Below are 23,903 nucleotides of genomic sequence, written 5' to 3'. Positions count from 1 at the left end.
GGGTTTACATTAAATTCGAATACAATATCTTCACCTGTTCTATCGAAATCTTCCTCAAGTTAAAAAACACCTTCATTTCTTCATTCAGCATTCGTTCCAACATTCGTTCATTGTACAAAAGGAAACAACAGCTTCTGGTTATCCATCCAGAACATATTGTCGGTACTAACCAGCTTCGTCTCAAGTAGCACTCTCGCTTGCACCTGTTGATTATTCAGCCGCGCAACGGCTTGATTCAATCCCAGATAACCTGCACTGTATCCATTCTGGACGATGAGATGATCAAAGACCCCTTCCTGCAATTGCTCCAGTTGCTGTTGTTCACTGCCGAATCCAACAATTCTTACCTTGTCCGCAGAGTTGCGTCGATTCAGTTCATCGGCTGCTCCCAGTGAAGCAGGTTCCTGAAGAGTAATAAAGCCATCCACCTCCTGCTGGTCCAGCAATTGCTTCGCAGTCTGCCAACATCCATCCCGTGTATTACATATCGATTTGGGTTCCACTTGGATGTCAGGATACTGTACCAGGACTTCCATAACCCCCTGCTCTCTCTGAATCAGGCCGGAATTAACAGGGTCTGGACCTAATAGGGCTACATGCCCTTTCCCTTCCAGAAGCTCCGCCATGGCCTGACCCGCCTGTCTCCCCGCCTCAATGTTATCCATGGAGATGATGCTGGTGATGCCTTTCACGGGAAATTCATCGTTAAGCACAATAACAGGAACGATGTTTCCATCGGAATTCGTTGTCTGTGCCTCCTGAATGATATCGCTAAGTACCTTCTCACTCAGGGGATCAACCAATAGAGCTGATGCCCCCTGTTTCAGTGCCAATGCAGCAGCCTCCACCTGAGCCTGCTCTCGCGCACTGCGAGACAACGTTTGGCTGTTGGGATTTGCCTGTTTAATTTTCATCTGACTTCCATCAGAGTCTGGAATGGCAGGTGTGTACATATGACCATCGGAAGGGTATGCTTCCACGGTAATCAGTTCCGCCCCACTCTCTTTGGCAGCCGCTTCGGCACCAAGCCGGATAGCTTCCGCAAGTTCCCCAGTTCCAGCTGGTGTAATCAGCGCAATACGTGGTGGTAATACCGTTGCATCCGGACTCGATAGGCCACAGGCACTGCTTATAAGCAGACACAAGCTTGCAACTGTCAGAGTTAATAACCGACGTTTCCGAATTCCAGGGAAGCTCGCAGCAACCTTTTTCCAAAAAGTACGAATATTCAATCCTTTAACTCTATGGTCATCGTGCCTATTCACTTGGTTGTCTGCCATCAGGCTCGTCCTCCTTCTGCTGCGATTGAATGGGGATCCGAAGCCAGACCGTGGTGCCTTCTTCCAGCTCACTTGCAAATTCAAGTCCGAACCCCTCCCCATAATAGAGCCGGATTCGGTCATGGACGTTGCGTACCGCTACGCCGGAGCCTGCACCGCTTTTGACCACAGGAAGACCACTTAGTAATCCCGACATCTGTTCTTCCGTCATGCCGACCCCATTATCTGTAATGCGAAACACCAGCTTGTTGTCCTCACGATAAACATCGATCTCAATACGTCCTTCGTCCATGTGGTACTCGATGCCATGAACAATGGCGTTCTCAATCAGGGGTTGGAGCACTAGCTTTAATGTCAGGCATTCCAGGAGCGTCTCATCTGCATGGATGGTAAAGTTGAATTTGCGCTTAAACCTCATCTGTTGAATCGTCAAATAATGCTGCGCATGCTCCAGCTCTTCCCTGATCGTGATAATCGTTTTACCTTGACTTAGACTGATGCGGAACAGGCGGGAAAGAGACGTGATCATCGTGATCACTTCCTCATTACGGCTCATACCTACCATGCGAACCACGGAATTCAGCGTATTGTACAAAAAATGCGGATTGATCTGGGCCTGCAAGGCTTCCAGCTCCAGACGCCGCTTCTGTTCCTGTTCGTGGATAATCTCATCCATCAGGGTCCTGATTTTATTAACCATCAGGTTGAAGCGACGAGATAGTCGTTCAACCTCCAGCGGCCCTTCAATAGGCAACTCCACGTTGAAATCCCCGCGCTCTACGGCCTTCATCTTACGTTCCATTCGCCGAATCGGACGAGTCAGACTGGAGGATAAGAACAGCGAGACGAGAATGACCAGCACCAGTACAACGATCAATACACGAATGAGATATCCGTTCACTTCCTGACGAGTCGTCATAATCTCATCTAGATAAGCAACACCGACGATTTTCCACCCGATATTGGCAACGGACTTCACGGTATTCAGCCTTTTCTGTCCATCTGCTTCATCTTCGTAACTGCCGGAAGCGACCAAAGCCTGTTCGATATTCTCGCTTTTGAGTCCCATATACATCAATTGCTGCTGCGGATGGTACACGATATTGCCCGCACTCTCATCGATGATATACACGTATCCTCGTTGCCCCAGACTGACCCGACGGCTCAGTTCATCCATCTGTTTGAAATTGATATCGACCAGCAAAATAACCTGCCGATCCTGACCATTTTGCCGTATCGTTATGCCTTTGCTCATGGAAACGACCCATTTATATGGGCCTGTGTACATGTTCTGAATATGAGGTAACGAGAAACTCAGGTGATCCGGCACACGAAGCGCAGACTGAAACCACCCTTGCTGTGTCACATGGGCACTCGGTTTTAATTCGGCTGTAGGTCGGTTCTTAAGCAATTTCCCCGTGGAATCAAGCAGAGTAATCGAGATGATATCTTCACGACTGCTGAGCAGTGTGTCGAGCTGTTTGTCCACCAGTTCCCCTTCCCATGTCCCGTCACGCAGCATGTGTTCCTCAATGGCACGGTACAGATGAGACATGCTGCGGACGTAATCCTCCAGGTTATAACTGACCTGATCTACAATCTGTCTCGTCGTCAGTTCCGCACTTCGCTCGGCAGCCTGCGTGAACTTGTCATGCAGAAGCATTGCCATGATGGTCAGCACCAAGACGATGAAAACGGAAAAGGACCACGTAATAATAAACCGGATACTGCTGACTCTGGACGAACGCAGCCGGGAGCGTAATTGAGGTCCCATGGACTTCACCCATCTCGAAAAGAACTTCATCGGATCGAACCTTCACTTGCCGTCTGAGAAGCCTGTTTACGATATTCTTTGGGCGAGACGCCAATATGTTTTTTGAAACAAAAACTGAAGTAATTGGGTTCAGCAAAGCCAACCTGCTCCGCAATCTCAAATGACTTCAGCTCTGTCGAGCGAAGCAGTTCACGCGCTGCCTCCATTCGAATCTGCATCAGGTACTGCAGGAAGGTAAGTTGCACTTCTTTTTTGAAAATGCCACAAAAATAACCGGAGCTGATATGCAGATGTCCGCACACCTTCTGAATGGACAGGTCCGGGTCGGCATAATGCTCTTTGGTGAAGACTAATGCCTGCTCAACAATATCCTTGTATACATGCTGGCGACCGCTGGCAATGCGATGTTGTACGAGTAGACAGACCTCCCGTACCTTCTTCTGTGCCTCAGTAAGACCCGGCAGTCGGAACAAATCCGCATACAACTGGAACCCTGCACCAAAGATGTCTTCCATTTCTTCCCCTGATGCCTGTGCGGCCTTCCATACTGTTGTTAATACTTCAATCAGATAGAGCTGAATATCACTTCGCCCGTGCTCCACGGTAATTTCCCGGAAAATGATCGCAAGTGCTTCCTCCAGCTCTGCCTGCGTACCAGCCTTCAGACAACGTGTTAGTGTCTGCTGCTTCAACTCGTCGAACCGCAGTTTGCCCGCTGTCTGTCGCTCCACGTCCGCGATGTATATGATTGAATCCGTCCCGGGCACAAGCCGATAATCCAATGCCAGCAGGGCATCTTCATAGGCATGATTCACATCCGCGAGTGTATCGACAATCTGACCAGATCCCACCGTAGCCGGGATACGTAAATAGTGGTTGATGCTGCGCATCACATTTTCCAATGCCTTCTGTTGCCGCTTCGCTCCATCTGTACCGCCCGAACGATCCACATAGAGCAGCACAATCGTCTCCTGATGCATAAAGGCATGACCAGCCCCATGCTCAGCCCAGACTTCTGCCGCAATGTTAAGTGCAGCAAAGCGTTTCAGTTCAGCATCCTCAGATTGACGCAAGGAGCCTCCGGGAACGAATATCTCAGACTGATCCGCTTCCTCAGATGTTGCTTGGTTATGTCGCTGCGGAGGCTCGTTGAATACTCCCTCAGGTTTCGCCTTCTGCACATCTCCTTCCATATGCAGTGTCAATACGGACACCCCATAGCGTTCTCCTGTCAGATCCAATCCACATTGTTTGGCTTTGCTATGAATATATGTCGAGGATTTCTGCCGATGGAGTAAGGTCGCCATCAGATCTGCCTGTAATAAAGGCAAACTGGTATGATAGTGCTCACGCAGCTGCTGTACATCTTCACGCTCGGATACTTCAGCCGCCATCTGGGCGCGCAGTCTTGTGAGCAATTCGGTGAGGTGTCCTGCCGAGAACGGCTTCAGCAGATATTCATCCACACTTAACGAGATGGCTTGCCTCGCATAATCAAATTCATCATATCCAGTCAAAATGACCACCTTCACGAGTGGATTACGCTTCCTCAATCTTTGCGCGAGTTCCAGACCATTCATGAATGGCATGCTGATATCCGTCACCACAATATCCGGCTCTACCCGCTCCGCCATCTCCAATGCTTCCCGCCCATTCTCAGCCAAACCGACAATCCGCAGATCGAGCGCTTCCCAATCGACCTCTACAACAAGTCCTTCACGCACATCTTCTTCATCATCCACCAGCAGTACCCGGTACACGATTGGATTCCTCCCTTTTATGACGAGCCTTATGCCCTAGCAACGAATAATATATGTAGCATTGTGAATCATTTGATTTCTTATTGCCCACCGAATTGAAGCAAAATGCAAAGGGATCATATAGAGCTGTTCCAAGGTTGCCATCATAATATACAATATTATCAGGGATATGTAATCGCTTTCTTTATTAGAGGTAAGGCAACCCTGTCGGGCACTGCCTAAGTGAAATGGGTAGGATAGTATATGAATGCTAAGCGTAGGTTAAAGTAATACAAACACGGGAAATTTCGAAGCGCTTCTAATAAGAGGTGTTTTGATTCTGACTATAATTCAGAGTCATCATTCTTGTTCTCTACGATGATTCGAACTTAATGCTTTAAAATAAATCATTGTTGTATCTGGGTTGGTGTGTCCCATTATCTCGGCCAAGCGGTGCAGTGGCGTATGCTCAGCCATGGCGTAACCAAAACGATGACGCAGGTCGTGTGAACTCAGTCCTTCCAGCCCTGCTGCTATCATTACTTTTTTAATCAGGTGGCGCAATGCTCTCTCCGTTAAACGATCATTTGTCTTCTCTGAAGGGAAAAGGTAAGCAGGATCGGTAGGTAGATCAGATAAGTACTGATTCAACATTACAATACACTGCATATTCAAAGGGATCATACGTTGCACGTTGCGTTTATCGGCTCTAACTGTCAGGTGACCGCTTCGTCTACCTAGTTCGATATCATGAGGCTTGAGGTTGCATACCTCCATCGTTCGCAAGCCTGTGTGAAACATAAGGGTCAAGATGGTCTGATCACGAAGGGAATTACCGTTCTCCACTGCCGCGAGGAATGCCTGCTCTTCTTCGGATGTCATTCGGCGTGGACTTACTTTGTCTTCCGGAATGAATTTTAATGGTTTGGAAGGGTCATGACTGAGCCTGGATTCCAAGACAGCCCATTTGAAAAAACGCTTCAGCGTAATCAACCTTCGGTTAATGGTGGCTGGCTTCAATAACATAACTTTGTGTGCATCTTCGCGATAGTTGACTAAAGTGGATGTATCTACGTCTTCGATTCGCAATGTCATTTCTTCGCTAAGCATGGTGCTTTCCTTGTACCATTCGATAAAGTGCTTCAGATCACTTGCATATTCCTTCACGGTTTTGGGATGCAATTCATCCTCATTGGTAAGCATATGAATGAATTCTTCTATCGTCGGTTCCCGCTGCACCGATATGCCTGATGACTGATTCATTAGAAAATACCTCCAAATCTTGACTTATATTAGCGGACATGGTATTATAATATTAATCGATACATTAGCGGACATCAAGTTCGTGGTTTAAATGCACCAGGTGAGTGTCAATTTTAAATTATACTCGTCATAATGATCGGCTAAAAACTTATTTTTTGGAGGAATCACATGCAAACAGGTACAGTGAAATGGTTCAACGCGGATAAAGGATTCGGCTTTATCGAAACTGAAGAAGGAACAGACGTATTCGTTCATTTCAGTGCAATTCAAGGTGAAGGTTACAAATCTTTGGACGAAGGTCAACGCGTTCAATTTGAAGTAACTCAAGGTAACCGTGGACCACAAGCTGAGAACGTTACTAAACTTTAATTATATGAAAGCTGCCTTATTAATAAGGCAGCTTTTTATTTACTCATAGGTGTCACAGCAAAGTTTCCACATCCCAAGAATGAAAGCGAGGTATTCCCATGGATAAAGAACAATTGATCACAGAAGTAGCTAAGGCTGGCGGTTTCTCCAAGAAGAATGCTGAAAAAGCTGTAACCGTTGTACTGGATTCGATTCTCGAAGCTCTCAAAGAAGGTAAAGAAGTTCAAGTGGTTGGATTTGGGAAATTCGAAGTACAAAAGCGTGAGGCAAGAACGGGAAGAAGTCGGAGAACAGGCAAAGAAATTCAACTACCTGCAGGTAAAGTTCCTGTATTCACAGCAGGCTTAAGCATGAAAGAAGCTTTAAATTAAACCACGTAACAAACGTAACAACCCATTGAAAAGAGGTTTTTATTCAAACACACAATGATAATATGGATTTAAATGTCGTGTTTACTACCGTTGATGATATCATTAACTTTTATTCAGGCAAACAGACAAACTCGGATCATGCAGAAGCTCATACTCATTTAAAGCCCCCATCAGTACAGTCTGATTGCAACCTACGACCACCCACCCGCTAAATTAACATTTCATCTTGGACAACAAGAGGCCCTGATCCGCTCAAAACGGTCCAGGGCCTGATTTGCTTGGAAGCCGGCTCCGTCAGGTACCAGCTTTTTTTGTCTTTTATGCACAACCATCCTATTTGCTGTTCAGAAGTTCGCGCACGATCTGTAGATCATATGTAGAGACAAGGCGTTCCAAATGTGTATCCAGCCATTCCTCATCCTGATCCCACCACTTCAATTCAATTCCAGCAGCAGTGCAATCGTCTCTTCGTCAAAACGCTTTTTAACAGTCTTGGCTGGATTACCACCAATAATCGTATAGGGTTCAATGTCCTTAACAACGGTTGAATTGGAGGCAACGATTGCCCCGTCTCCAATCGTGATACCAGGCATGATCGTCACATGTTGTCCAAGCCATACATCGTTCCCCAGTACCGTGTCACCCTTATATGGAAGTTGTTCCAGTGTAGGTGTCACACGCTCCCATCCTCCACCAAAAATGTTGAACGGATACGTGGTCATACCCTCCATCCGATGATTCGCGCCATTCATAATGAATGTCACACCTTCCGCAATTGCACAGAACTTGCCAATGACCAGGCGATCACCAATAAAGTCATAATGATGCTGTATCCTTTCATAGAATTGCTCTGGCGGATTCGTGTTATCGCTATAATACGTATAATCACCAATGTCCACGTTGGAACGCGGCGGCAGGTTTTGAATGTAACATACCGTACGGATATTCTCATTTGGGAAAAGTTTTGTTTTATCAGGGGCCATATTGTAGTCCCTCCTTTTCCCTATTGTAACAGATAGTGAACTACACACCACCTAAGAGGCGGGGTGCTTCTTGGTCAATAGAGCAACTGCCCCAAGTTTACCCAAGCTTACAGGTGAGTTCCTCACCCAATGTATGCCATTTAGTTGGCGAGTTGCAGTAGATTGAGGGCCGCATTTCGATCCCGATCATGTACGGTCTGGCAGGATGGGCACATCCATTCGCGCAAAGCCAGATTTTTTACCTCCACATTTTTGTAACCACAACTTGAACATAGCTGACTGCTAGCATAGTTCTTGGGTGCAATAATCAACGTTCGCCCATACCAAGCGGCTTTGTATTCGAGCATCGAGCGAAACATGCTCCACGAGACTTCAGATATGGCTTTAGCCAGCTTGTGGTTTTGCATCATATTCTTCACACGCAGGTCCTCCATGACGATCACTTGGTTATCGCGAATCATTCGGGTCGACACGTTGTGCAAAAAGTCCTTTCGCTGGTTTGCTATTTTCTCGTGAAGTCGAGCAGCCTTTAGGCGTGCTTTGTCCCGATTTCGGCTACCTTTCTGCTTTCTGGACAGTTCTCTTTGCAGCCTAGCTAAACGTTTTTCCGAACGACGAAGGTGTTTAGGATTGGTAATAACGTCACCCGTCGATGGGATGGCAAAGTCTTTGAGGCCCAGATCGACGCCGATCTTGTTTTGGCTTCGTGGCAAAGGTTCAATCACGGTTTCAACCAACAAGGAAGCGAAGTATTTCCCTGACGCTGTCTTGGAAATGGTGCAGGATTTGATCTTTCCATGGAGGCAACGATGCATCTTCACTTTAATTCGGGTCTTCAGCTTAGGAATTTTAAGCTTCCCTGCTTCAATCGCTATGGTTCCATTTTGGTTATTCGTTGTGAAGCGATCACGTCGATTCTTCTTGCTTTTGAAATGGGGGAAGCCGACGGTTGGATCACGAAAGAAATTCTTATATGCTTTTTCTAAAGAAAGTTGTGTGTTCGCAAGAGCAAGGCTGTCGACTTCTTTCAACCACGAAAACTCTTTTTTATACTGCGCTGGTGTGTTGCGCAGCATCTTTTTCGTTTGTTTGTAATGCTCCATCTTGTCTCCCAGCATCTTGTTGTAGATGAAGCGAACAGAGCCAAAAGCTTTAGCTAGATATTGCTGCTGCTCTGGATTGGGGTATATGCGATATTTGAAGGCTTTTAGCACGTTTTCACCTCACTTCTCCCCTTGAGTTTCAATATACTTTCTTATGATTTCAATGGGTGCTCCACCCGTGGTCATCAGACAATAGCTCCTTGACCAGAAATACTCTTTCCACAGTTGATACCGAATGGAGGGAAACTCTTTTTTGATCAGTCGAGAGGAAGCACTCTTATATGCGTTAAGAAATTTGGAAATATCCGTGTTAGGGTGAGCCTTCATAAGAACGTGAACATGATCCTTGTCATGATTCCATTCTTGTAACGTGATGTTGTAATTGCACTGAATGTATTCGAATATCTCTTTCAACCTATTCGATATTTCATCACTTATTACTTTTCTCCGATACTTTACGACTAGAATAAGATGATAATGAAGCGAGAACACTGAATGATTATTAGAGTCTAATTCCACATATATCACAGCCTTTTTTTATATTACGACTGAACAATTATATTATAGCCTGGGCTAATCCAAAGGGGAAGACCGTTGCCATTCATCCTATCTCTTTAGAAGTGAGGGAATTCTGACAACTTAGGGTTAAATTTTAAATGGACTAGGCCGGATTTTGATGGGATGTTCGCTCCGTCTAACCTGAAAAAGCAGAGCAAAAAGGGATTCGATCTGACCATCGAATCCCTTTTCTCGTTCTCCATACAACAACGTTGATCTGCAGGAGATATTTCTTATTTGGATGTAAGGCTTACTTGTGCAGCGGTTTGATCCCAGTCCACGGTAAGTCCCAGTCCTTCTGAGATGAAGCGTACAGGCACGAGTGTGCGACTGTTTTGAATGATCGCTGGTGCATCAATTTCGAGTGTCTCTCCATTTACGGTTGCCGTACTGCTTCCGATCTTGAGCACAAGGGTCTGGTCATTCAGAACCGCTGTTACCGTCTTCGCCATTTTGTCCCAAGTCACTTCTGCACCCATCTCTTCGAGGATTGCGTTCACAGGCACCATCACTCGGCCACTTTGCTGCAGCGGGTCCTGATCCGGGAATGTGATCGATTTACCATCGAGTGTTACGGTAATGGTTTTGTCGTTTGTTCCGGATGAGGTATTCGAACCTGTCTCTTCCGAAGTCTCAGGCAAAGGCGTTACTTCACGTCCGAGTTGCTCTTGCAGATTCACAAGACGGTTTAGTGCAAATGTCGTCAGTGATCCGGCTGCCATGGAGCCCATACCTCCGCCTCCACCGCCGCCAAAGTTACCGCCAGGGCGTGTCTGCGTATTATCTGTACCCGTTGTTGCATCTGTTGTACCGTTTCCAGTTGCGGCACCCGGCTGAGTCCAAGGTGTTGTTCCATCTGGAGGAGTCATTCCTTCAAAACCTTCAGGCGGCGTCATACCTTCCATACCCTCAGGTGGTGTCATTCCCTCAAATCCTTCTGGTGGTGTACCGCCCATACCACCTGCTGCATCTGCATTTGCAGAATAAGCAATGTTGGATTCAAACTGTTCTGTCGTATAGAATTTCGTAGGATCTGCTTCTACATAAGGACGAATCTCATTGGCAAGGCCAGTAATACGATCCTGAATGCCTTCCATATAGTCCGTCAGTTCATTGACGTAGCTCAAATATTTTTCCTTATACTCCGGCACAGCAAGCAGGTTATTAATCATCGGTACATTTTCCATGCTAATGCCCAGTACGGGCTCGTCCACAGATACGTTTGTTGCGTTGGTGTTGGTCGTGGTTGATCCGGTTGTTGTGCCACGTCCGCCTCCACCCGAGTATCCGTTGAAAGACATGTTAAAGTCCCAAGGAACAACGGTGAACTTGCCAGCGGCATCACTGTAGAGCATGTAGTTGTGTCCTTTGTCGCCGTTATAACTGTCATAGTTGCCAAAAACCATGTTGCCTGCAATATATTGAAGTGCTGAATCTACGTCCAGTACACTTTCAATATCGCCTTTTTCACCTTCTGGCATCTCGTTCAGCGTTTGAATGAAGGTTTTGAGTTTGGTTTTGTCCTTATCCGTACCCAAGTCTTTGGTGATTGTACTGTAGTCACTGCCCTCTTCATATTGAAGATAACTCTTCTCATCCGTATCATAGAGGACGCCTTCTTCGTAATCCTCACCGTAGTTGCGCTCCAGATAGCTGTCATCTACTGCTTCAACGCCAGTATAGAAACCCACCAGCTCGCCGTTAACGTACAGATTAACATAGTTTGTCATTGGTACATCCATGCCAATACTCCGCAGTGCTTCATAGTGAAGAACTTCACGCATGTACGACGGATCGGCGTAGTTGTTGTTCAGTACCATTTTGTCCAGTCCAAGCAGCGTTTGTGTTTTGTCGTATTTATCAAACTTCAGTCTGAAGCTGTAACGGTCCGAATCTTCCATTGAGGCTACGGCTTTCAGGGTCAGATTGCCCTTGGTGGAGAAACCGACGTTGTCCAGCTTGTTGCCGTCCACTTCCACACTAACATTCTTATAATCCTTATCGAGCGGACTTTCGAGCATGCTCTTCCAGTCTGCATCATCAATCGTTACATTCACATCAATGACGTTATCCGTCTGGAACAACGATTCATAAGCTTGCGTCACGCCTGCACTCGTGGTTGTCGCTGTACTTTCTGCAGCATATGCTGCATTCGGACTTCCGATCAGCCCAAAAGATGACGTTACCATGGTCACGGATAATGCCGTTACTGCAGCTTTTCGTAATAAAATATTCAAGTGTTGAATCCTCCTTCTTGGTTTCTGTTAAGCAACTGTGGCTTATGTAAACATGTTAGGGGATGAACCTTTAGTGAATCTTAAACGCGATAAACCATAAAAATAAATAGTATGTATCACTATGAAATTTTCATGGATATACAAGAAATATAATGAAAAAAGCGCAAATATAACCTTAGAACCGGTTCATAAGTCCTATTTTGTTGCAAATATCTAACATTAATATGCCTTTATAACGATATATCTGAAGAGTAGAACTTACCTGGAGTTCATATACGTGAATAGCAAAACTCATTATGAAAAACTTTTAGAAACAAAAAAGAATTTGATCAGATAGGTTATTTAGGGACGATTTCACAGTTTTCAAGTTAACAATTACATAGCGTGTACAACACCAGGATAAGTCCTTCGTCACAATCGTAGAAGGAGTGAACAATCTTGTTAACTAAGCTTCGCTGGAGTACCATGCCTTTCTTCATTAAAAATTTGGTGATCTCGTTTGGTAGCATCACCTTGATTGGTATTATCCTGATTACTGCGGCTTACCAGCTGCAAAAAAACATTCTGGTTGAACAGCTGCACGATCAGGCTACCGTCATCACCCAGAAATGGTACGACGATCTCGACACTGCCAAAGTGGCAGAAGCGGCTAAGGAAAAGAGCTACTCCGGTCCTGTACAGCAGGAAATGAAAACTTATCTCGATTCCATCCATGAGTTCTATCCAAACATTGCGCAAGCGTACATTTTTGGTTCAGAACTTGAGCAAGGAAACGGAACGTCCATCATCGCGATTCCAACGAACCTGTTGGAACCATTCGAGGAAGGTAATCTGCCCGCAGGTGCCATGTACCCGCTGCCTCAGAATAACGTTGTAGTGCTGGAACAGATGAAAAAGGACGGAAAGCCTGCCTTCAGTGATTTCTACACGGATGAATACGGAACTTGGACCACTCTGATCTATCCAATTAATAACGCAGATGGCTCCATGTACGCTGCTCTTTACTTCGATGTCGATGCAAGCGCGGTTCCAAAAGGACTGAACGAACTACTCACGTACGGTTTGATGTTCCTGATCGGTTTCCTGATCCTGTTCATGGTGTTGCAATTCATTTTGCTGAAAAGAACGTTGCTTCCGATCCGCAATCTGATGAAAGGTATCGAAGAAGTCAGCACGGGTAATCTGGACGTAACTATCGATACCGGGCGAGATGATCTGGGTATCATCAACGAGAAGTTCAATGCGATGATCCATCGCTTCAATACAACCATCTATAAAGTACAGAATACTTCGCATCACCTCTCGGAATCCTCCAAACAACTACTGGGCATTTCCGAGAAAAATAATGTGAACATTCAATCCATCAGCACCAATATTCGTGAAATATCTACTGGACTGGTGTCACAGGACAAAGCCACTGTGGAGAACGCACGTGCCATGACAGAGATGTCAACGGTAGTGCAGACAATCGCCAGCAGTTCAGCCGATGTAGCGGATGAAGCACTCAGCATGGAGCAGCGCTCCAGCACGGGTAATGTGGTGATGCAACAAGTCATTGAGCAGATGCGCCTGATCTCCGGTGCGGTGCAAAATACGTCAAAATCTATTCAATCGTTGGAAAACAACTCGAACCAGATTAGCAACATTGTTAATCTGATCACGGAGATTGCCGGACAAACCAACTTGCTGGCACTCAACGCTTCAATCGAGGCAGCCCGCGCAGGTGAAGAAGGAAGAGGTTTTGCGGTGGTTGCAGGCGAGGTACGTAACCTGGCAGAGCAATCCCAGGAATCAGCGAAGCAAATTCGACAGTTGATTGAAGAAATTCAGCGAGATATCATGCAGTCTTCCGAGGCGATGCAGTTGGGTTCCATGGAAGTCACCAAAGGCTTGGAAGTTACCCAAGAGACTGGCGTATTCTTCGAGAATATTCTGACTGCTACGAATAAAGTTGCAAACCAGATTCAGGATATCTCCAGTTCTACTGAAGAAATCTCGGCAAGCACACAGGAAATGTCTGCCACGGCCGATGAACTGTCTGCCAATGTCAGCAAGGCAGCAAGCAGCAGTAAACAAATTGAGCAGTCAATCGAAGAGCAGGAAGCCTCCATGGCTGCCATTGTGAGTGCCTCCGATGAGCTCTCGGTTGTATCCGAGCAACTGCAAGAACTGATCTCATTCTTTAAAGTACGCGCAGAATAGAATTAATAGGATACAGATAACAAGAATACGACACAGTAAAAACCAAGGCTCATGAGTGACTACACTCAAAGCCTTGGTTTTTTGTTGTTATCAGGGTGGGTAGGTTCTATACCTTCCCGGTATCATTTAACAGACAGTGGTGTCATCAACTGATTGTTGAACCTCCAATCCACTATAATCCTGCAGCTGCTTTAATTTCTTTTCTCTGAGAAACGATTAAAGATTGTAACTTTTCTGTTCCAAATGCACCTGCTGAGAAAGCATTCGCTTTTGGATAATAAACCATTCGAAAAGATGTTCCATCTTGAAGGTGCACACGTAAAAAAATCCCTGTCTCATGCTTGAATTTCTTATATACCTCATCAAAGCCAACATATCGCAATGGCAAAAGCTCGTTCATGAATTCGGATGCGACGTCTTGGGGAAAGTCACCGATTGGACTGCCATCAATGCCGCTTTCAAGGCTGACTTTTTCCACTTTGCCTTCAATGTCCATCAGGTCTCCCATTGTCTTAGCATTGGGATTTTCTTTTGCTTCATAAACCTTATTATTCGCTACCACGCGATAATGCGACTTATAACCTTTTAGTTCATATATAACAGTTCCAATTGGAAGATATGCCGCATCACCATTCTCGGTCACATGATCCGCACACGCATGCTCGTTCAGCATGTAGCTCACTTCCCCTACCCTATCCCCTATTTGCTCTGTAGGTACCACTTTGGCCCCTTCGTTGTTTTGAAAATATGTAACATTATGAATCATCAGAAAATCAATCCATTCAATGGTTCCCGGGCTTCGCTTCGTTGATTCCTTTGAAACTTCTTCCTTAACCATTTCCTGGGGTTTGGATGTTATTTCTCCCTTATTCGATGTTCCGCAACCAACAATAATGACTAGAATCAAAAGTATACTCAAACGCGGGCTCCAATATTTAAATAGTTTCATTCTCAATCACCTCAACCTATTAAACGGATTCAACTAAGACATAGTTACGAGTTTTTTTACGATCAGCTATTCTAGTCGGGTATTGGAGCGCCATCACATTCACAGCTGTCTGAGACTGATACTTCTTCCCCCTGAATAACATTCTTCATCTCCCATCCGTAATATGACAAAGCTCACATCCTCATTCCCTGTTTAAGTGCTACATTTGTTAACGACTAACTGACCAAAATAGTAATGCGGTCAAAATAAAGTTGAGATTTCCATTATCCTTTCAACCTATAAGGAGGTGTATATGCCATGAAAACGATAGATCGAAGGCAGCAGGTGATGGACTCTGCCGAGAAATCCTTTGCCCTGTTTGGCTACAAGGCCACAACGATGGAGCAGGTAGCGAGACTTGCCAATGTGGGCAAGGGAACGATCTATACTTTTTTCGAAAATAAAGAAGAACTGTTCAGCGAGATTCTGCGCTCAATCATTGCTGATATGAGACAGATTACAGAGCAGACGGTGAAGGAAGAGAACTCCTTTCTGGATAACGTGCATATGAGCATGGATTCTTTGCTGGAGTACCGGCAGGAACATGAGCTGTTGATCAAGCTCTTTCAGGAGGTCAACGAGTTCGGTACACCGCAAGCCAAGGAAGGTTTGCAGAAAGTGGAGACAGCCATTCTCGAATACCTGGAGCGTCAGGTCAGTCGTGCCATGGAGTTGGAGCAGATTCGCAGGGACGATCCCAAGCTGGTTTCTTTTGTCCTGCTGAAGCTGTATGTCACCTTAACCTCGGATTGGAACAAAGCACATCCTACGCTGCATAAGGATCAGATCAAGGATTTTGTGGGCCTCTTTCTCAAGAATGGCTTATCCCCCACCTAGAGAAAGGCATGCCGCTAGATTCAACACATAATAGAGATAGAACAAACGGATTAGCGTAAGGATAGGGAGAGAACATGATGAAATCATTCCACGTATTTGGGCAGGATCTGAAGTCCGCCTTTAAGAAACCAAAAGTATTTATTCCAATTCTCGTTGTACTGTTCATTCCGGTGCTGTATAGTGGCCTGTTCCTGAACGCATTCTGGGACCCCTATGGCAAAATGAATGAGTTACCTGTGGCCGTGGTCAACACGGATCAGGGTGCAGTCTACAATGACAAATCACTCGAGGTCGGTCAGAATCTGGTCGATGAATTGAAAAAAAGTGACGATTTCGACTGGCAATTCGTGACTCGTGAACAAGCAGAACAAGGTATGCAGGCCAACACGTATTATATGACGATTGTGATTCCGGAGGACTTTTCCACCAAAGCAACAACCCTGATGGATGAGCACCCTGAGCCGGCAGACCTGATCTATGAGCCCAATGAAGGATACAACTTCCTTGCGGGTCAGATTGGCGGCACGGCGGTCAAACAGATTCGCTCCAAAGTCGCTGCCAAAGTCACAGAATCGTATACCGAAACACTATTGGATCAGGTCGAAAAAATCTCTGGCGGTTTGGCGGATGCCGGAGATGGCGCAGGTCAGATTCATGATGGTGCGATTAAGCTGGATGAGGGTGCTGCTACATTAAAAGAGAACCTGTCTAAACTGGCCGCAGGCACCGACAAACTCGAAACGGGCATAGTTTCCTTAAAAGAAGGTACGTCCACTCTCTCCCAAGGCACAGGTGATCTTCATACTGGCGCAAGCGCCCTATCCAGTGGGCTGTCCCAATTGGCAGCAGCAGGCACGAAGTTAAGTGATGGAGCAACACAAGCTGAAACAGGCGGCAAACAGCTACAGGCTGGCCTTCAATCCGCTCAGGAAGGCGCATCCAAGCTGGATGCAGGACTGGCGGCTTCCGAGGAAGGCAGTGCAAAGCTGACTGCTGGGCTGCAAAGTTCTGTTGAGGGCAGTGGCAAAGTTAGCGAGGGTGCCAAAGCGGTTGCACAAGGGCTTGCCCAATTAGCTGAAGCCAGTCCGGAACTGGCCGCAAGTCCTGCTGTGCAGCAGCTACTGGCAGCCAGTCAGGCCGTAGCCGCCGGCAGCGAACAAGTGTATCAGGGTGGACAGCAATTAGTCGCTGGCAGCCAACACCTGTATGCTGCACAACAGCAACTACATCAAGGCAGCAGTCAGTTGGTACAGGGTGAACAACAACTGGTACAAGGAGCTACGCAGTTGTCCGCCGGACAAGAAAAGCTTGCAACAGGGCTGAAACAATTCAATTCCAAATTATCCGAAGCAGCCGCTGGAGGAGCCAAACTTGCGGATGGTTCAGCTCAATTGAATGCTGGTGCAGGCAAGCTGGTTGCAGGTGTAAGCCAGCTTACAGAAGGAATCTCAACCCTGGCAGATGGCTCACATAAGCTCGATGACGGCGCCGGTCAATTAAAAGAAGGTACGCTTAAGCTAATGGACGGCTCTGGCGAACTTGCCACCAAGCTGAATGAAGCGGCTGAGCAGACGGGTAGTGTGAAGAAGACCGATGAACTGGTAACCATGTATGCAGAGCCTGTTCAAGTCGATGAACATAAATATAATGAGGTACCTAACTATGGTACAGGATTCTCGCCATACTTCCTGTCACTCGGGCTGTTTGTCGGGGCATTGATTGCCACATTGGTAGTGCCAACACGCGGCAGCACAGTTAGTGAGGCAAGTGGCTGGAATCGTTTTGTGAGTAAAACGCTGTCCTTCACGCTCATGAGTGCTGTACAGTCCCTGCTTGCTTCATGGCTGGTCTTGTACGGTTTAGGTCTGAATGTTCAGAGCGTTCCATTGTTCCTCTTGTTCAGCTTTGTTACCAGTCTAAGCTTCATGTACATCATTCAGGCACTGGTAACTTGGCTGGAGAATCCGGGTCGTTTCCTCGCGATTCTGATGCTGATCTTCCAGCTTACGACCAGCGCGGGCACCTTCCCGCTCGAACTAATTCCAAATTGGCTGAAAGTGTTTAATCCATGGCTGCCTATGACCTATTCGGTAACGGGTTATAAAGCAGTCATCTCAAGTGGACAGTTCGGCGTAGCTTGGGATCAGATCGGGATTCTGTGCATCTTTGCTGTGATTGGGCTTGGAGGAACCTTAACGTATTTCATGGTGCATCGCACCCGTGAGGTTGAGGACGTTAGCGGTGAGGTCGTACTTGACCTATAAAAAGTAAAATAAAAAGCAAAGGCGTGTACCTAAGCTCCACCCTCTTCTGGACAACAAGGGGTGTCGGCTAAGGTACGCCTTTGCTTTTTTAGTTTAAGATACAATCTAAGTTTGCTAACTTCATATTTCTAGTATGTAGAGTAAATTTCAGAACTTGAGATAGCGAAACTAAACAATAGCACGAGCAAAATAAGTAATACATACATCGCTGTACCGATGATTCCACAAACAAGTCCAGCAATGGCTAATCCTCTGCCTTGCTCCATGCGAACTCTGATCTCTTTGAAGGCCAAAGATGCAAATATAATCGCGACGATGCCGATTACAATACCCACGTAAGGAATCGTGACGGACAGAATCCCCAAAACTAGTGATACAATCGACTTACTATTGGTCTTTGGTACTACATAAGGCGGTGGTGGCAATGTGTCATTAAAATAACGATCCACATCATTTTCGCGATGTTCCAAGGTAAATCCTCCCTGTTCTTTAAGTATGTTCATTATAATTGATTAATAGGAAAAATAATATCCATATTGTGTTAATAATGAATTACTATTAGATTTATTTTATTCCCATCATCCCCGGACACGCATATATAAATTCATAAGCTTATAGATTGTACTTCAAGGATATGAATTTAAGAACCGTTTATCCGTGTGAAGATATAAATCAAGAATACCTCTAACATATAGATATTATTATAGTCGTAATACTTTTCTGAGTATCTTTGGGGGATCACTACGATGAAAATCGATAAAGTAATGAACATACTTATGATTGTGATGCTTCTACTTATTGCTTTTTATCAAAATAATGTAGCGGTATTATGTTTTAGTATTGTTTTGTTTGGAATCATGAGTTACACCACTTATCGAATTCGAACACGTTGGAATGTAGTAACTTATATCGTGTTGACCCTGGTATTGATGATCTGGAACATATACCTGTGGACATAAGCTATTTTTTCAAAAAAAGAACGAAATCCCTTATTACTTATAGGATTGCGTTCTTTCCACATTTCTTAGATTTGAAGTTTCTTCTATCCTTCCACTTCCACCCGCTGCAAAAACGTCCGGGTACGTGCAAGCTTTGGATTGCCAAAGATCTGTTCTGGCGGCCCCGCCTCTGCGATCTCACCGTTATCCATGAAAAATACACGATCCGCAACGTCACGGGCGAAGCCCATCTCATGCGTGACAATCATCATCGTCATGTTTTCCTGTGCAAGTTGTTTGATGACACGCAGCACTTCCCCAGTCAGCTCTGGATCGAGCGCCGACGTCGGCTCATCAAACAGGAGAATGTCTGGTTGCATCATCAGTGCCCGAGCAATGGCAACACGCTGTTTCTGGCCACCGGACAGATTGGCCGGATAGACATCAGCCTTGTCCGACAGTCCTACTTTGCCGAGTAATTCCAGACTGCGGTACCGAATGACGCTTGAACTTTCTTTTTTCAAAGCCTTCGGTGCGAGTTCCAGATTAGCCTGTACGGTCAGATGCGGGAACAAGTTGAAATGTTGGAATACCATACCCATACGATCCGTCATCTTGCGAATATCCGCGGCACCCGCGTAACGGCCATTATCAACCAATGTCTGATCCTGAATGCGAATCGTTCCACCCGAAATATCCTCCAGATGAATCAGGCTTCGCAGCATCGTACTTTTCCCCGAACCCGAAGGCCCGATCACGGCAATTACTTCGCCTGGTTCCACGTTGAAGGATACCTGCTTCAGCACATCAAGTGTACCGAATGATTTTCTCAACTGATTTACTTCTATTATATGTGTCATATGCAGACAGTCCTTTGATTGATCAGATTTAATTTATTCAAATGAAAATCGCTTCTCAAGTGCCTTGAACAGCACGGTGAGTACAAGTGTCATGAGCAGATACATAACCGCCGCCACGAAGAAAGGTAACAGCTGTATGTCGCGATTTACCGCCGCTTGGGCGTAATACAACAGCTCAGGTACAGCCACGGCATAGAGCAGTGCCGTATCCTTGATGAGCGTAATGGACTCATTGGCCGTTGCGGGCAATACTACACGAATCATCTGAGGAATAATGACTTTAGTCATCGTTTGCCACTTTGTTAACCCAAGTACCTTCGCTGCCTCATGTTGCCCTTTATCAATGGAAAGCAGTCCGCCCCTGAAGATTTCAGCGAAGTACGCCGCATAGTTTAGGATGAACGCAATCCCCGCTGCAACAAAACGATCAAACACCAGATACTCTCCAATCACCGGAAGCAACGGTAAACCGAAGCAGAAGAATAGAATTTGGAGCAGTAGCGGTGTTCCTCGCATCACATATACATACGTATGGGCAATCCATGCCAGTGGTTTAATTTGGCTTCTCATCGCAAGCGTGACCGCAAATCCAAGCGGTACGGATAACACGATCGCCAGCAAGAACATGAAAATGGTGGTCTGCGCACCCTCTAACATCGGTTTTAAAATGGTCGATAGATAATCCCAACTCATTGTTTTGTCTCCTCTAATCTGTTAACCCCGCATTCCTCTGGGGCATGAATCGCTCCAGCATGGAATACGGGGTCCGTTTTGTTTCTAACTATATATCAGGTGTATAACCTGCCTATTTCAGAACCTTATCTTCACCCAACCATTGAGTGGAGATTTTAGCCGCTGTTCCATCTGCATTCAACTCATCCAGCGCTTTTTGCAGCTGATTCAGAAGCTCTTCATTGCCTTTTTTGATACCAATGCCATATTGTTCCGGTGCAAGAGATTCATCCATCAGTTTGAATGTTCCCTCTTCTTTGGACATGTAGTATCTCGCTACCACTTCATCAATGATGACCGCATCCAGACGTTTTGTCTTCAGATCCGTCAGTGCAAGCACGTTATCCTTAAATTCGGAAGCTTTGACTTTATCCTTAAGCGGACTTGCTGCCAATGCATCTGCCGCGGAGGACAGCGCCTGCAATCCCACATTTTTGCCATCGAGTTCATCCAGCTTGGTAATTGGTGAGTCTGCCAAGGTAATAGCAACTTGACTGTTTTCCAGATACGGCTTCGTGAAGAGCACTTTCTCTTTGCGCTCATCTGTAATGGTGTACCCGTTCCAGATCATGTCGATCCGGCCACTGTTCAGCTCTGACTCTTTGGAAGACCAGTCGATTGGCTGGAATGTGATTTCTTTACCCATTTTCTCCGCTGCAGCTCTTGCGTAATCAATATCAAAACCAACAATTTCATTCTGCTCGTCCCGGAAACCCATTGGAGCAAACTTGTCATCAATTCCTACAACAATCGTGTTATCGTCTTTGCTTGCGGAACCGGAACAACCAGCCACAATCAATACACATATACTAATGAATAATAGTAGAATCGCTTTTTTTCTCATCTCTCGAACCCCTCCATGTCTATAACCAAAACCCAAACGCTTTAGTTCGTTACCACGTTATCAGAGATTTATAATAACATAGCATGGGAGAAGAGTCGAGTCTCTTGCCTATTTCCTTCTATTTCATGCAGCTTAATTGTCAACAATCTGTGAAAAAACCTCTTTCACTTGTGCCGGTTCTACCAGCTTCTCGCATATTGGAAATCCCAATTATGTAGCCCCTTCAACTCCGTACCCACTCATTGATTAGCAACATTTCTCTCTCGCTTTTCGTCTGGAAAATATTAGGGAGGTGGATGAAATAAAATTCTTCAATACGATAAGAACATTGACCACATTGGTTTTTCTTTCAACTATGCTGATATTATCCGGCTGTAATCCTACTTCAAGTCATGATACAAAGGAAGTCGAAATGGGATCAAAACAGGTTCAGGAACCGGAACCCAACTTACCTCAGAAACTGCCTACGCCAACTATTCAGAGCGAAAGCGGCATCTCTATTCCGGCTATACAGGGCAGTTATTGCTGGGGAGGCACCTGCGCTGATTACGCTAGTCTAAATTTTGAAGACAACACTCCGGTCCAAGTTCTTGCCGGTGAGGATTTATCCATAGACATGGGTATAGATATCCCCCCGGATGAGATAAGTATTTCTGAATATGTGGACAACCGCAATGCATACGTTACTTCTTCGGATGGGACCTTCCAACTTCCCAAGGAACCAGGGACACATTATTATGGAGCATTTGTCCGCTGGCCTTCCCCTCAAGATTCACAGATCAGCCTGGGAGATACTTTTTTTACGTTTGTGGTTCGTGTCGTTGAGAAAAAATAGAATCAAACAGAGCCCCTCCAATACTGGAGAGGGCCCCGTCTACTCTTTATATTTCTTATTCATTTTTCTTAATTTTCATATTCCGTTTATATTTCGTTGTTGTACATCCTGCCTTTATTTATTGCTGCACTTTCTCGCGATCTTTTCCTTTATCGGATTCACCCGCGTTTTTGTTGGCAGCATCGCGATCCTGCTGCATCTCTTCAACGGTTTTCACCTTGAGACGCGCGGCGCCCTCATATTCCTTCGTTGGAATCAAGTTACCTGCAGCAAGTCTTGCTTCTGCGGCGGCAATCGCATCTCCATACTGCGGCAACCACCGGGCCTGTGCAACCAGCATCTCGTCGACCATCTGCCAGATTTCTTTTGGATTACATACGGCACCCACGAGCGGGTCCATCATGAACGCCTGACGAAGTAATTTGTCATCTCCGTTCACCGCGGCTTCAACCGCGAGCCGTTGCACGGAAATGCTCACATTACATACCGCAGCAGGGCCAAGAGGCAGATCCCCTACATGCGGCATAGAGATACCGTTGCGATCCACATATCCCGGTGCCTCAATAATCGCATCATCCGGCAGGTTCGAGATTACTCCATGATTAACGGTATTGAAATGTCCACGATAGACACGTCCCGTCTCCAGCCCTTCAATAATGTACGAACCGTGCTCCTCGCCCCGTTTTTCCGGAATGAATTGCATCGGTTCATCCTTCATCCAGTTTGGAAAATCAGTCTCGAACCAGTTGCGCCCCTCGGTACACACCCGCAAATATCCACCCGTCTCTCCGTTGATCCAGTTGCCGAGGTCAATCCAGTCGTTGATCTCTTCCGGACGTTTGCGGTACCACGGCACGTATTCACTCAGATGACCATTTGATTCTGTACTGTAATATCCGAAGCGGCGCAGCATATCGATCCGCACTTTCTCAGTACGGCTATACTCCGGATGTTTTTCGAAGGCTTCGAGCAGGTCACCTGTAAGGTCTTTACCTTCATGAGAAGCCTGAATATACCAGGTCTGATGGTTGATGCCGGCACAGACAATATCCACTTCACTCTTTTTCAAGCCAAAAGCTTCTGCAATCTGATGATGACCATGCTGTACGCCATGACACAGTCCGATCGTCCGCACACCGCCGTACTTGTTGCAAGCCCATGTGAGCATCGCCATCGGATTGGAATAGTTCAAGAGCAGCACGTCCGGTGCGCTCTGTTCACGAATATCTTTACAGATGTCCAGCATCTCGGCGATTCCCCGTTGTCCATACATAATGCCGCCTGCACACAGCGTATCGCCAACACATTGGTCTACCCCATATTTCAGTGGAATATCCACATCTGTTGCAAATGCTTCCAGTCCCCCAACACGAATCGTACACAGTACATACTTCGCATCTTTCAACGCTTCTTTCCGATCCGTGGTTGGCTGAATCTGAATATTCAATCCATTCTCACGGATATCCCGCTGACACAGCTCAGTCACCATGTCCAGATTGTGCTGGTTGATATCGCAGAAGGCAATCTCGATATTGTTAAATTCCGGTACCGTGAGCAAATCCCTTAGCAACCCCCGTGTGAATCCGATACTTCCTGCCCCGATAAACGCTACTTTAAACGACATGCCTATGTCCTCCCCTAATCCGAATCTTTCGCTTCGGTTAATGACTCTCTTCATGAAATCATTGTACCAACGGCAAAGGGGGAAGCGTTATCAAAATCATGA

The 23,903-nt window shown here is 46.0% G+C and carries 19 protein-coding genes and 1 pseudogene; 6 read left to right on the top strand and 14 right to left on the bottom strand.

The window, feature by feature from the left end; translation table 11 throughout:
* Positions 1–107: 107 nt before the first annotated feature.
* The 4 genes from NZ043_RS14790 to NZ043_RS14775 all read right to left on the bottom strand — a co-directional run bounded on the left by NZ043_RS14790 (position 108) and on the right by NZ043_RS14775 (position 6,056).
* Entirely contained in the window at positions 108–1,280 is a 1,173-nt protein-coding gene (locus tag NZ043_RS14790; protein ID WP_339312419.1) for a substrate-binding domain-containing protein, read from the bottom strand.
* Positions 1,258–3,054: a sensor histidine kinase gene (locus tag NZ043_RS14785; protein ID WP_339312417.1), complete on the bottom strand. Its 1,797-nt coding sequence runs from the start codon at positions 3,052–3,054 to the stop codon at positions 1,258–1,260. Before NZ043_RS14785 ends, NZ043_RS14790 begins: the two co-directional genes overlap by 23 nt.
* Positions 3,055–3,080: 26 nt before the next feature.
* Entirely contained in the window at positions 3,081–4,814 is a 1,734-nt protein-coding gene (locus NZ043_RS14780) for a response regulator (protein ID WP_339312415.1), read from the bottom strand.
* A gap of 339 nt (positions 4,815–5,153) precedes the next feature.
* Positions 5,154–6,056, bottom strand: a complete 903-nt coding sequence (locus NZ043_RS14775) for a tyrosine-type recombinase/integrase (protein ID WP_339312413.1) — start codon at positions 6,054–6,056, stop codon at positions 5,154–5,156.
* A 168-nt stretch (positions 6,057–6,224) separates the two neighbouring features.
* On the opposite strand from NZ043_RS14775, the gene NZ043_RS14770 reads away from it, so the two are divergent.
* Together NZ043_RS14770 and NZ043_RS14765 are read left to right on the top strand one after the other, a co-directional pair.
* Complete coding sequence (locus tag NZ043_RS14770; RefSeq protein WP_017690333.1) at positions 6,225–6,425, top strand: cold-shock protein; 201 nt, start codon at positions 6,225–6,227, stop codon at positions 6,423–6,425.
* Positions 6,426–6,523: 98 nt separating this feature from the next.
* Positions 6,524–6,796, top strand: a complete 273-nt coding sequence (locus tag NZ043_RS14765; RefSeq protein WP_124117202.1) for an HU family DNA-binding protein — start codon at positions 6,524–6,526, stop codon at positions 6,794–6,796.
* 333 nt (positions 6,797–7,129) lie between these two features.
* Here NZ043_RS14765 and NZ043_RS14760 read toward each other — a convergent pair.
* The 4 genes and pseudogenes from NZ043_RS14760 to NZ043_RS14745 form a co-directional block, all read right to left on the bottom strand.
* Positions 7,130–7,779, bottom strand: a pseudogene (locus tag NZ043_RS14760) (CatB-related O-acetyltransferase).
* A 140-nt stretch (positions 7,780–7,919) separates the two neighbouring features.
* On the bottom strand, positions 7,920–8,993 hold the full coding sequence (gene tnpB / locus NZ043_RS14755) for an IS200/IS605 family element RNA-guided endonuclease TnpB (protein ID WP_339312410.1): 1,074 nt from the start codon (positions 8,991–8,993) through the stop codon (positions 7,920–7,922).
* Positions 8,994–9,002: 9 nt separating this feature from the next.
* Positions 9,003–9,401, bottom strand: a complete 399-nt coding sequence (tnpA, locus tag NZ043_RS14750) for an IS200/IS605 family transposase (protein ID WP_339312408.1) — start codon at positions 9,399–9,401, stop codon at positions 9,003–9,005.
* Positions 9,402–9,673: 272 nt separating this feature from the next.
* Entirely contained in the window at positions 9,674–11,677 is a 2,004-nt protein-coding gene (locus NZ043_RS14745) for a CotH kinase family protein (protein ID WP_339312405.1), read from the bottom strand.
* Between the two features lie 465 nt (positions 11,678–12,142).
* Here NZ043_RS14745 and NZ043_RS14740 point away from each other — a divergent pair, with 465 nt between their 5' ends.
* Positions 12,143–13,879, top strand: coding sequence for a HAMP domain-containing methyl-accepting chemotaxis protein (locus NZ043_RS14740; RefSeq protein ID WP_339312756.1), 1,737 nt, complete (start codon positions 12,143–12,145; stop codon positions 13,877–13,879).
* Between the two features lie 172 nt (positions 13,880–14,051).
* Here the strand turns inward: NZ043_RS14740 and NZ043_RS14735 are convergent, their stop codons facing one another.
* The gene (locus tag NZ043_RS14735) at positions 14,052–14,828 is read right to left on the bottom strand and encodes a hypothetical protein (RefSeq protein ID WP_339312403.1); all 777 of its coding nucleotides are present in this window, start codon (positions 14,826–14,828) and stop codon (positions 14,052–14,054) included.
* Between the two features lie 297 nt (positions 14,829–15,125).
* Here NZ043_RS14735 and NZ043_RS14730 point away from each other — a divergent pair, with 297 nt between their 5' ends.
* Positions 15,126–15,704 (top strand): TetR/AcrR family transcriptional regulator, encoded by a 579-nt coding sequence (locus NZ043_RS14730; RefSeq protein ID WP_339312401.1) that lies wholly within the window; start codon positions 15,126–15,128, stop codon positions 15,702–15,704.
* A gap of 77 nt (positions 15,705–15,781) precedes the next feature.
* Positions 15,782–17,968: a YhgE/Pip domain-containing protein gene (locus NZ043_RS14725; RefSeq protein WP_133386592.1), complete on the top strand. Its 2,187-nt coding sequence runs from the start codon at positions 15,782–15,784 to the stop codon at positions 17,966–17,968.
* A gap of 128 nt (positions 17,969–18,096) precedes the next feature.
* Here the strand turns inward: NZ043_RS14725 and NZ043_RS14720 are convergent, their stop codons facing one another.
* The 4 genes from NZ043_RS14720 to NZ043_RS14705 all read right to left on the bottom strand — a co-directional run bounded on the left by NZ043_RS14720 (position 18,097) and on the right by NZ043_RS14705 (position 21,342).
* Entirely contained in the window at positions 18,097–18,438 is a 342-nt protein-coding gene (locus NZ043_RS14720) for a DUF4190 domain-containing protein (RefSeq protein ID WP_133386591.1), read from the bottom strand.
* A 572-nt stretch (positions 18,439–19,010) separates the two neighbouring features.
* Positions 19,011–19,766 (bottom strand): amino acid ABC transporter ATP-binding protein, encoded by a 756-nt coding sequence (locus tag NZ043_RS14715; protein ID WP_105600916.1) that lies wholly within the window; start codon positions 19,764–19,766, stop codon positions 19,011–19,013.
* Between the two features lie 33 nt (positions 19,767–19,799).
* Positions 19,800–20,459, bottom strand: coding sequence for an amino acid ABC transporter permease (locus tag NZ043_RS14710; RefSeq protein WP_076331811.1), 660 nt, complete (start codon positions 20,457–20,459; stop codon positions 19,800–19,802).
* Positions 20,460–20,571: 112 nt separating this feature from the next.
* Positions 20,572–21,342, bottom strand: a complete 771-nt coding sequence (locus NZ043_RS14705; protein ID WP_076331810.1) for an amino acid ABC transporter substrate-binding protein — start codon at positions 21,340–21,342, stop codon at positions 20,572–20,574.
* A gap of 412 nt (positions 21,343–21,754) precedes the next feature.
* Between NZ043_RS14705 and NZ043_RS14700 the strand changes: the two genes are divergently transcribed.
* The gene (locus NZ043_RS14700) at positions 21,755–22,177 is read left to right on the top strand and encodes a hypothetical protein (RefSeq protein ID WP_339312397.1); all 423 of its coding nucleotides are present in this window, start codon (positions 21,755–21,757) and stop codon (positions 22,175–22,177) included.
* Between the two features lie 118 nt (positions 22,178–22,295).
* On the opposite strand, the gene NZ043_RS14695 is transcribed toward NZ043_RS14700, so the two are convergent.
* Positions 22,296–23,801, bottom strand: coding sequence for an alpha-glucosidase/alpha-galactosidase (locus NZ043_RS14695; RefSeq protein ID WP_339312395.1), 1,506 nt, complete (start codon positions 23,799–23,801; stop codon positions 22,296–22,298).
* Between the last annotated feature and the right edge of the window lie 102 nt (positions 23,802–23,903).

The sequence above is a fragment of the Paenibacillus sp. FSL k6-2145 genome (assembly GCF_037976585.1).
Lineage (GTDB): Bacteria > Bacillota > Bacilli > Paenibacillales > Paenibacillaceae > Paenibacillus.
The sequence above is the reverse complement of the archived record's forward strand: the minus strand, read 5'-3'. Positions and strand labels throughout refer to the sequence as shown.

Bases quoted from the DNA above. Each gene is read 5' to 3' on its own strand.
- NZ043_RS14790 (WP_339312419.1), bottom strand. From the start codon at position 1,280: ATGGCAGACAACCAAGTGAATAGGCACGATGACCATAGAGTTAAAGGA.
- NZ043_RS14785 (WP_339312417.1), bottom strand. From the start codon at position 3,054: ATGGGACCTCAATTACGCTCCCGGCTGCGTTCGTCCAGAGTCAGCAGT.
- NZ043_RS14775 (WP_339312413.1), bottom strand. From the start codon at position 6,056: ATGAATCAGTCATCAGGCATATCGGTGCAGCGGGAACCGACGATAGAA.
- NZ043_RS14770 (WP_017690333.1), top strand. From the start codon at position 6,225: ATGCAAACAGGTACAGTGAAATGGTTCAACGCGGATAAAGGATTCGGC.
- NZ043_RS14765 (WP_124117202.1), top strand. From the start codon at position 6,524: ATGGATAAAGAACAATTGATCACAGAAGTAGCTAAGGCTGGCGGTTTC.
- NZ043_RS14740 (WP_339312756.1), top strand. From the start codon at position 12,143: ATGCCTTTCTTCATTAAAAATTTGGTGATCTCGTTTGGTAGCATCACC.
- NZ043_RS14735 (WP_339312403.1), bottom strand. From the start codon at position 14,828: ATGAAACTATTTAAATATTGGAGCCCGCGTTTGAGTATACTTTTGATT.
- NZ043_RS14730 (WP_339312401.1), top strand. From the start codon at position 15,126: ATGAAAACGATAGATCGAAGGCAGCAGGTGATGGACTCTGCCGAGAAA.
- NZ043_RS14725 (WP_133386592.1), top strand. From the start codon at position 15,782: ATGAAATCATTCCACGTATTTGGGCAGGATCTGAAGTCCGCCTTTAAG.
- NZ043_RS14715 (WP_105600916.1), bottom strand. From the start codon at position 19,766: ATGACACATATAATAGAAGTAAATCAGTTGAGAAAATCATTCGGTACA.
- NZ043_RS14710 (WP_076331811.1), bottom strand. From the start codon at position 20,459: ATGAGTTGGGATTATCTATCGACCATTTTAAAACCGATGTTAGAGGGT.
- NZ043_RS14705 (WP_076331810.1), bottom strand. From the start codon at position 21,342: ATGAGAAAAAAAGCGATTCTACTATTATTCATTAGTATATGTGTATTG.
- NZ043_RS14700 (WP_339312397.1), top strand. From the start codon at position 21,755: ATGGGATCAAAACAGGTTCAGGAACCGGAACCCAACTTACCTCAGAAA.
- NZ043_RS14695 (WP_339312395.1), bottom strand. From the start codon at position 23,801: ATGTCGTTTAAAGTAGCGTTTATCGGGGCAGGAAGTATCGGATTCACA.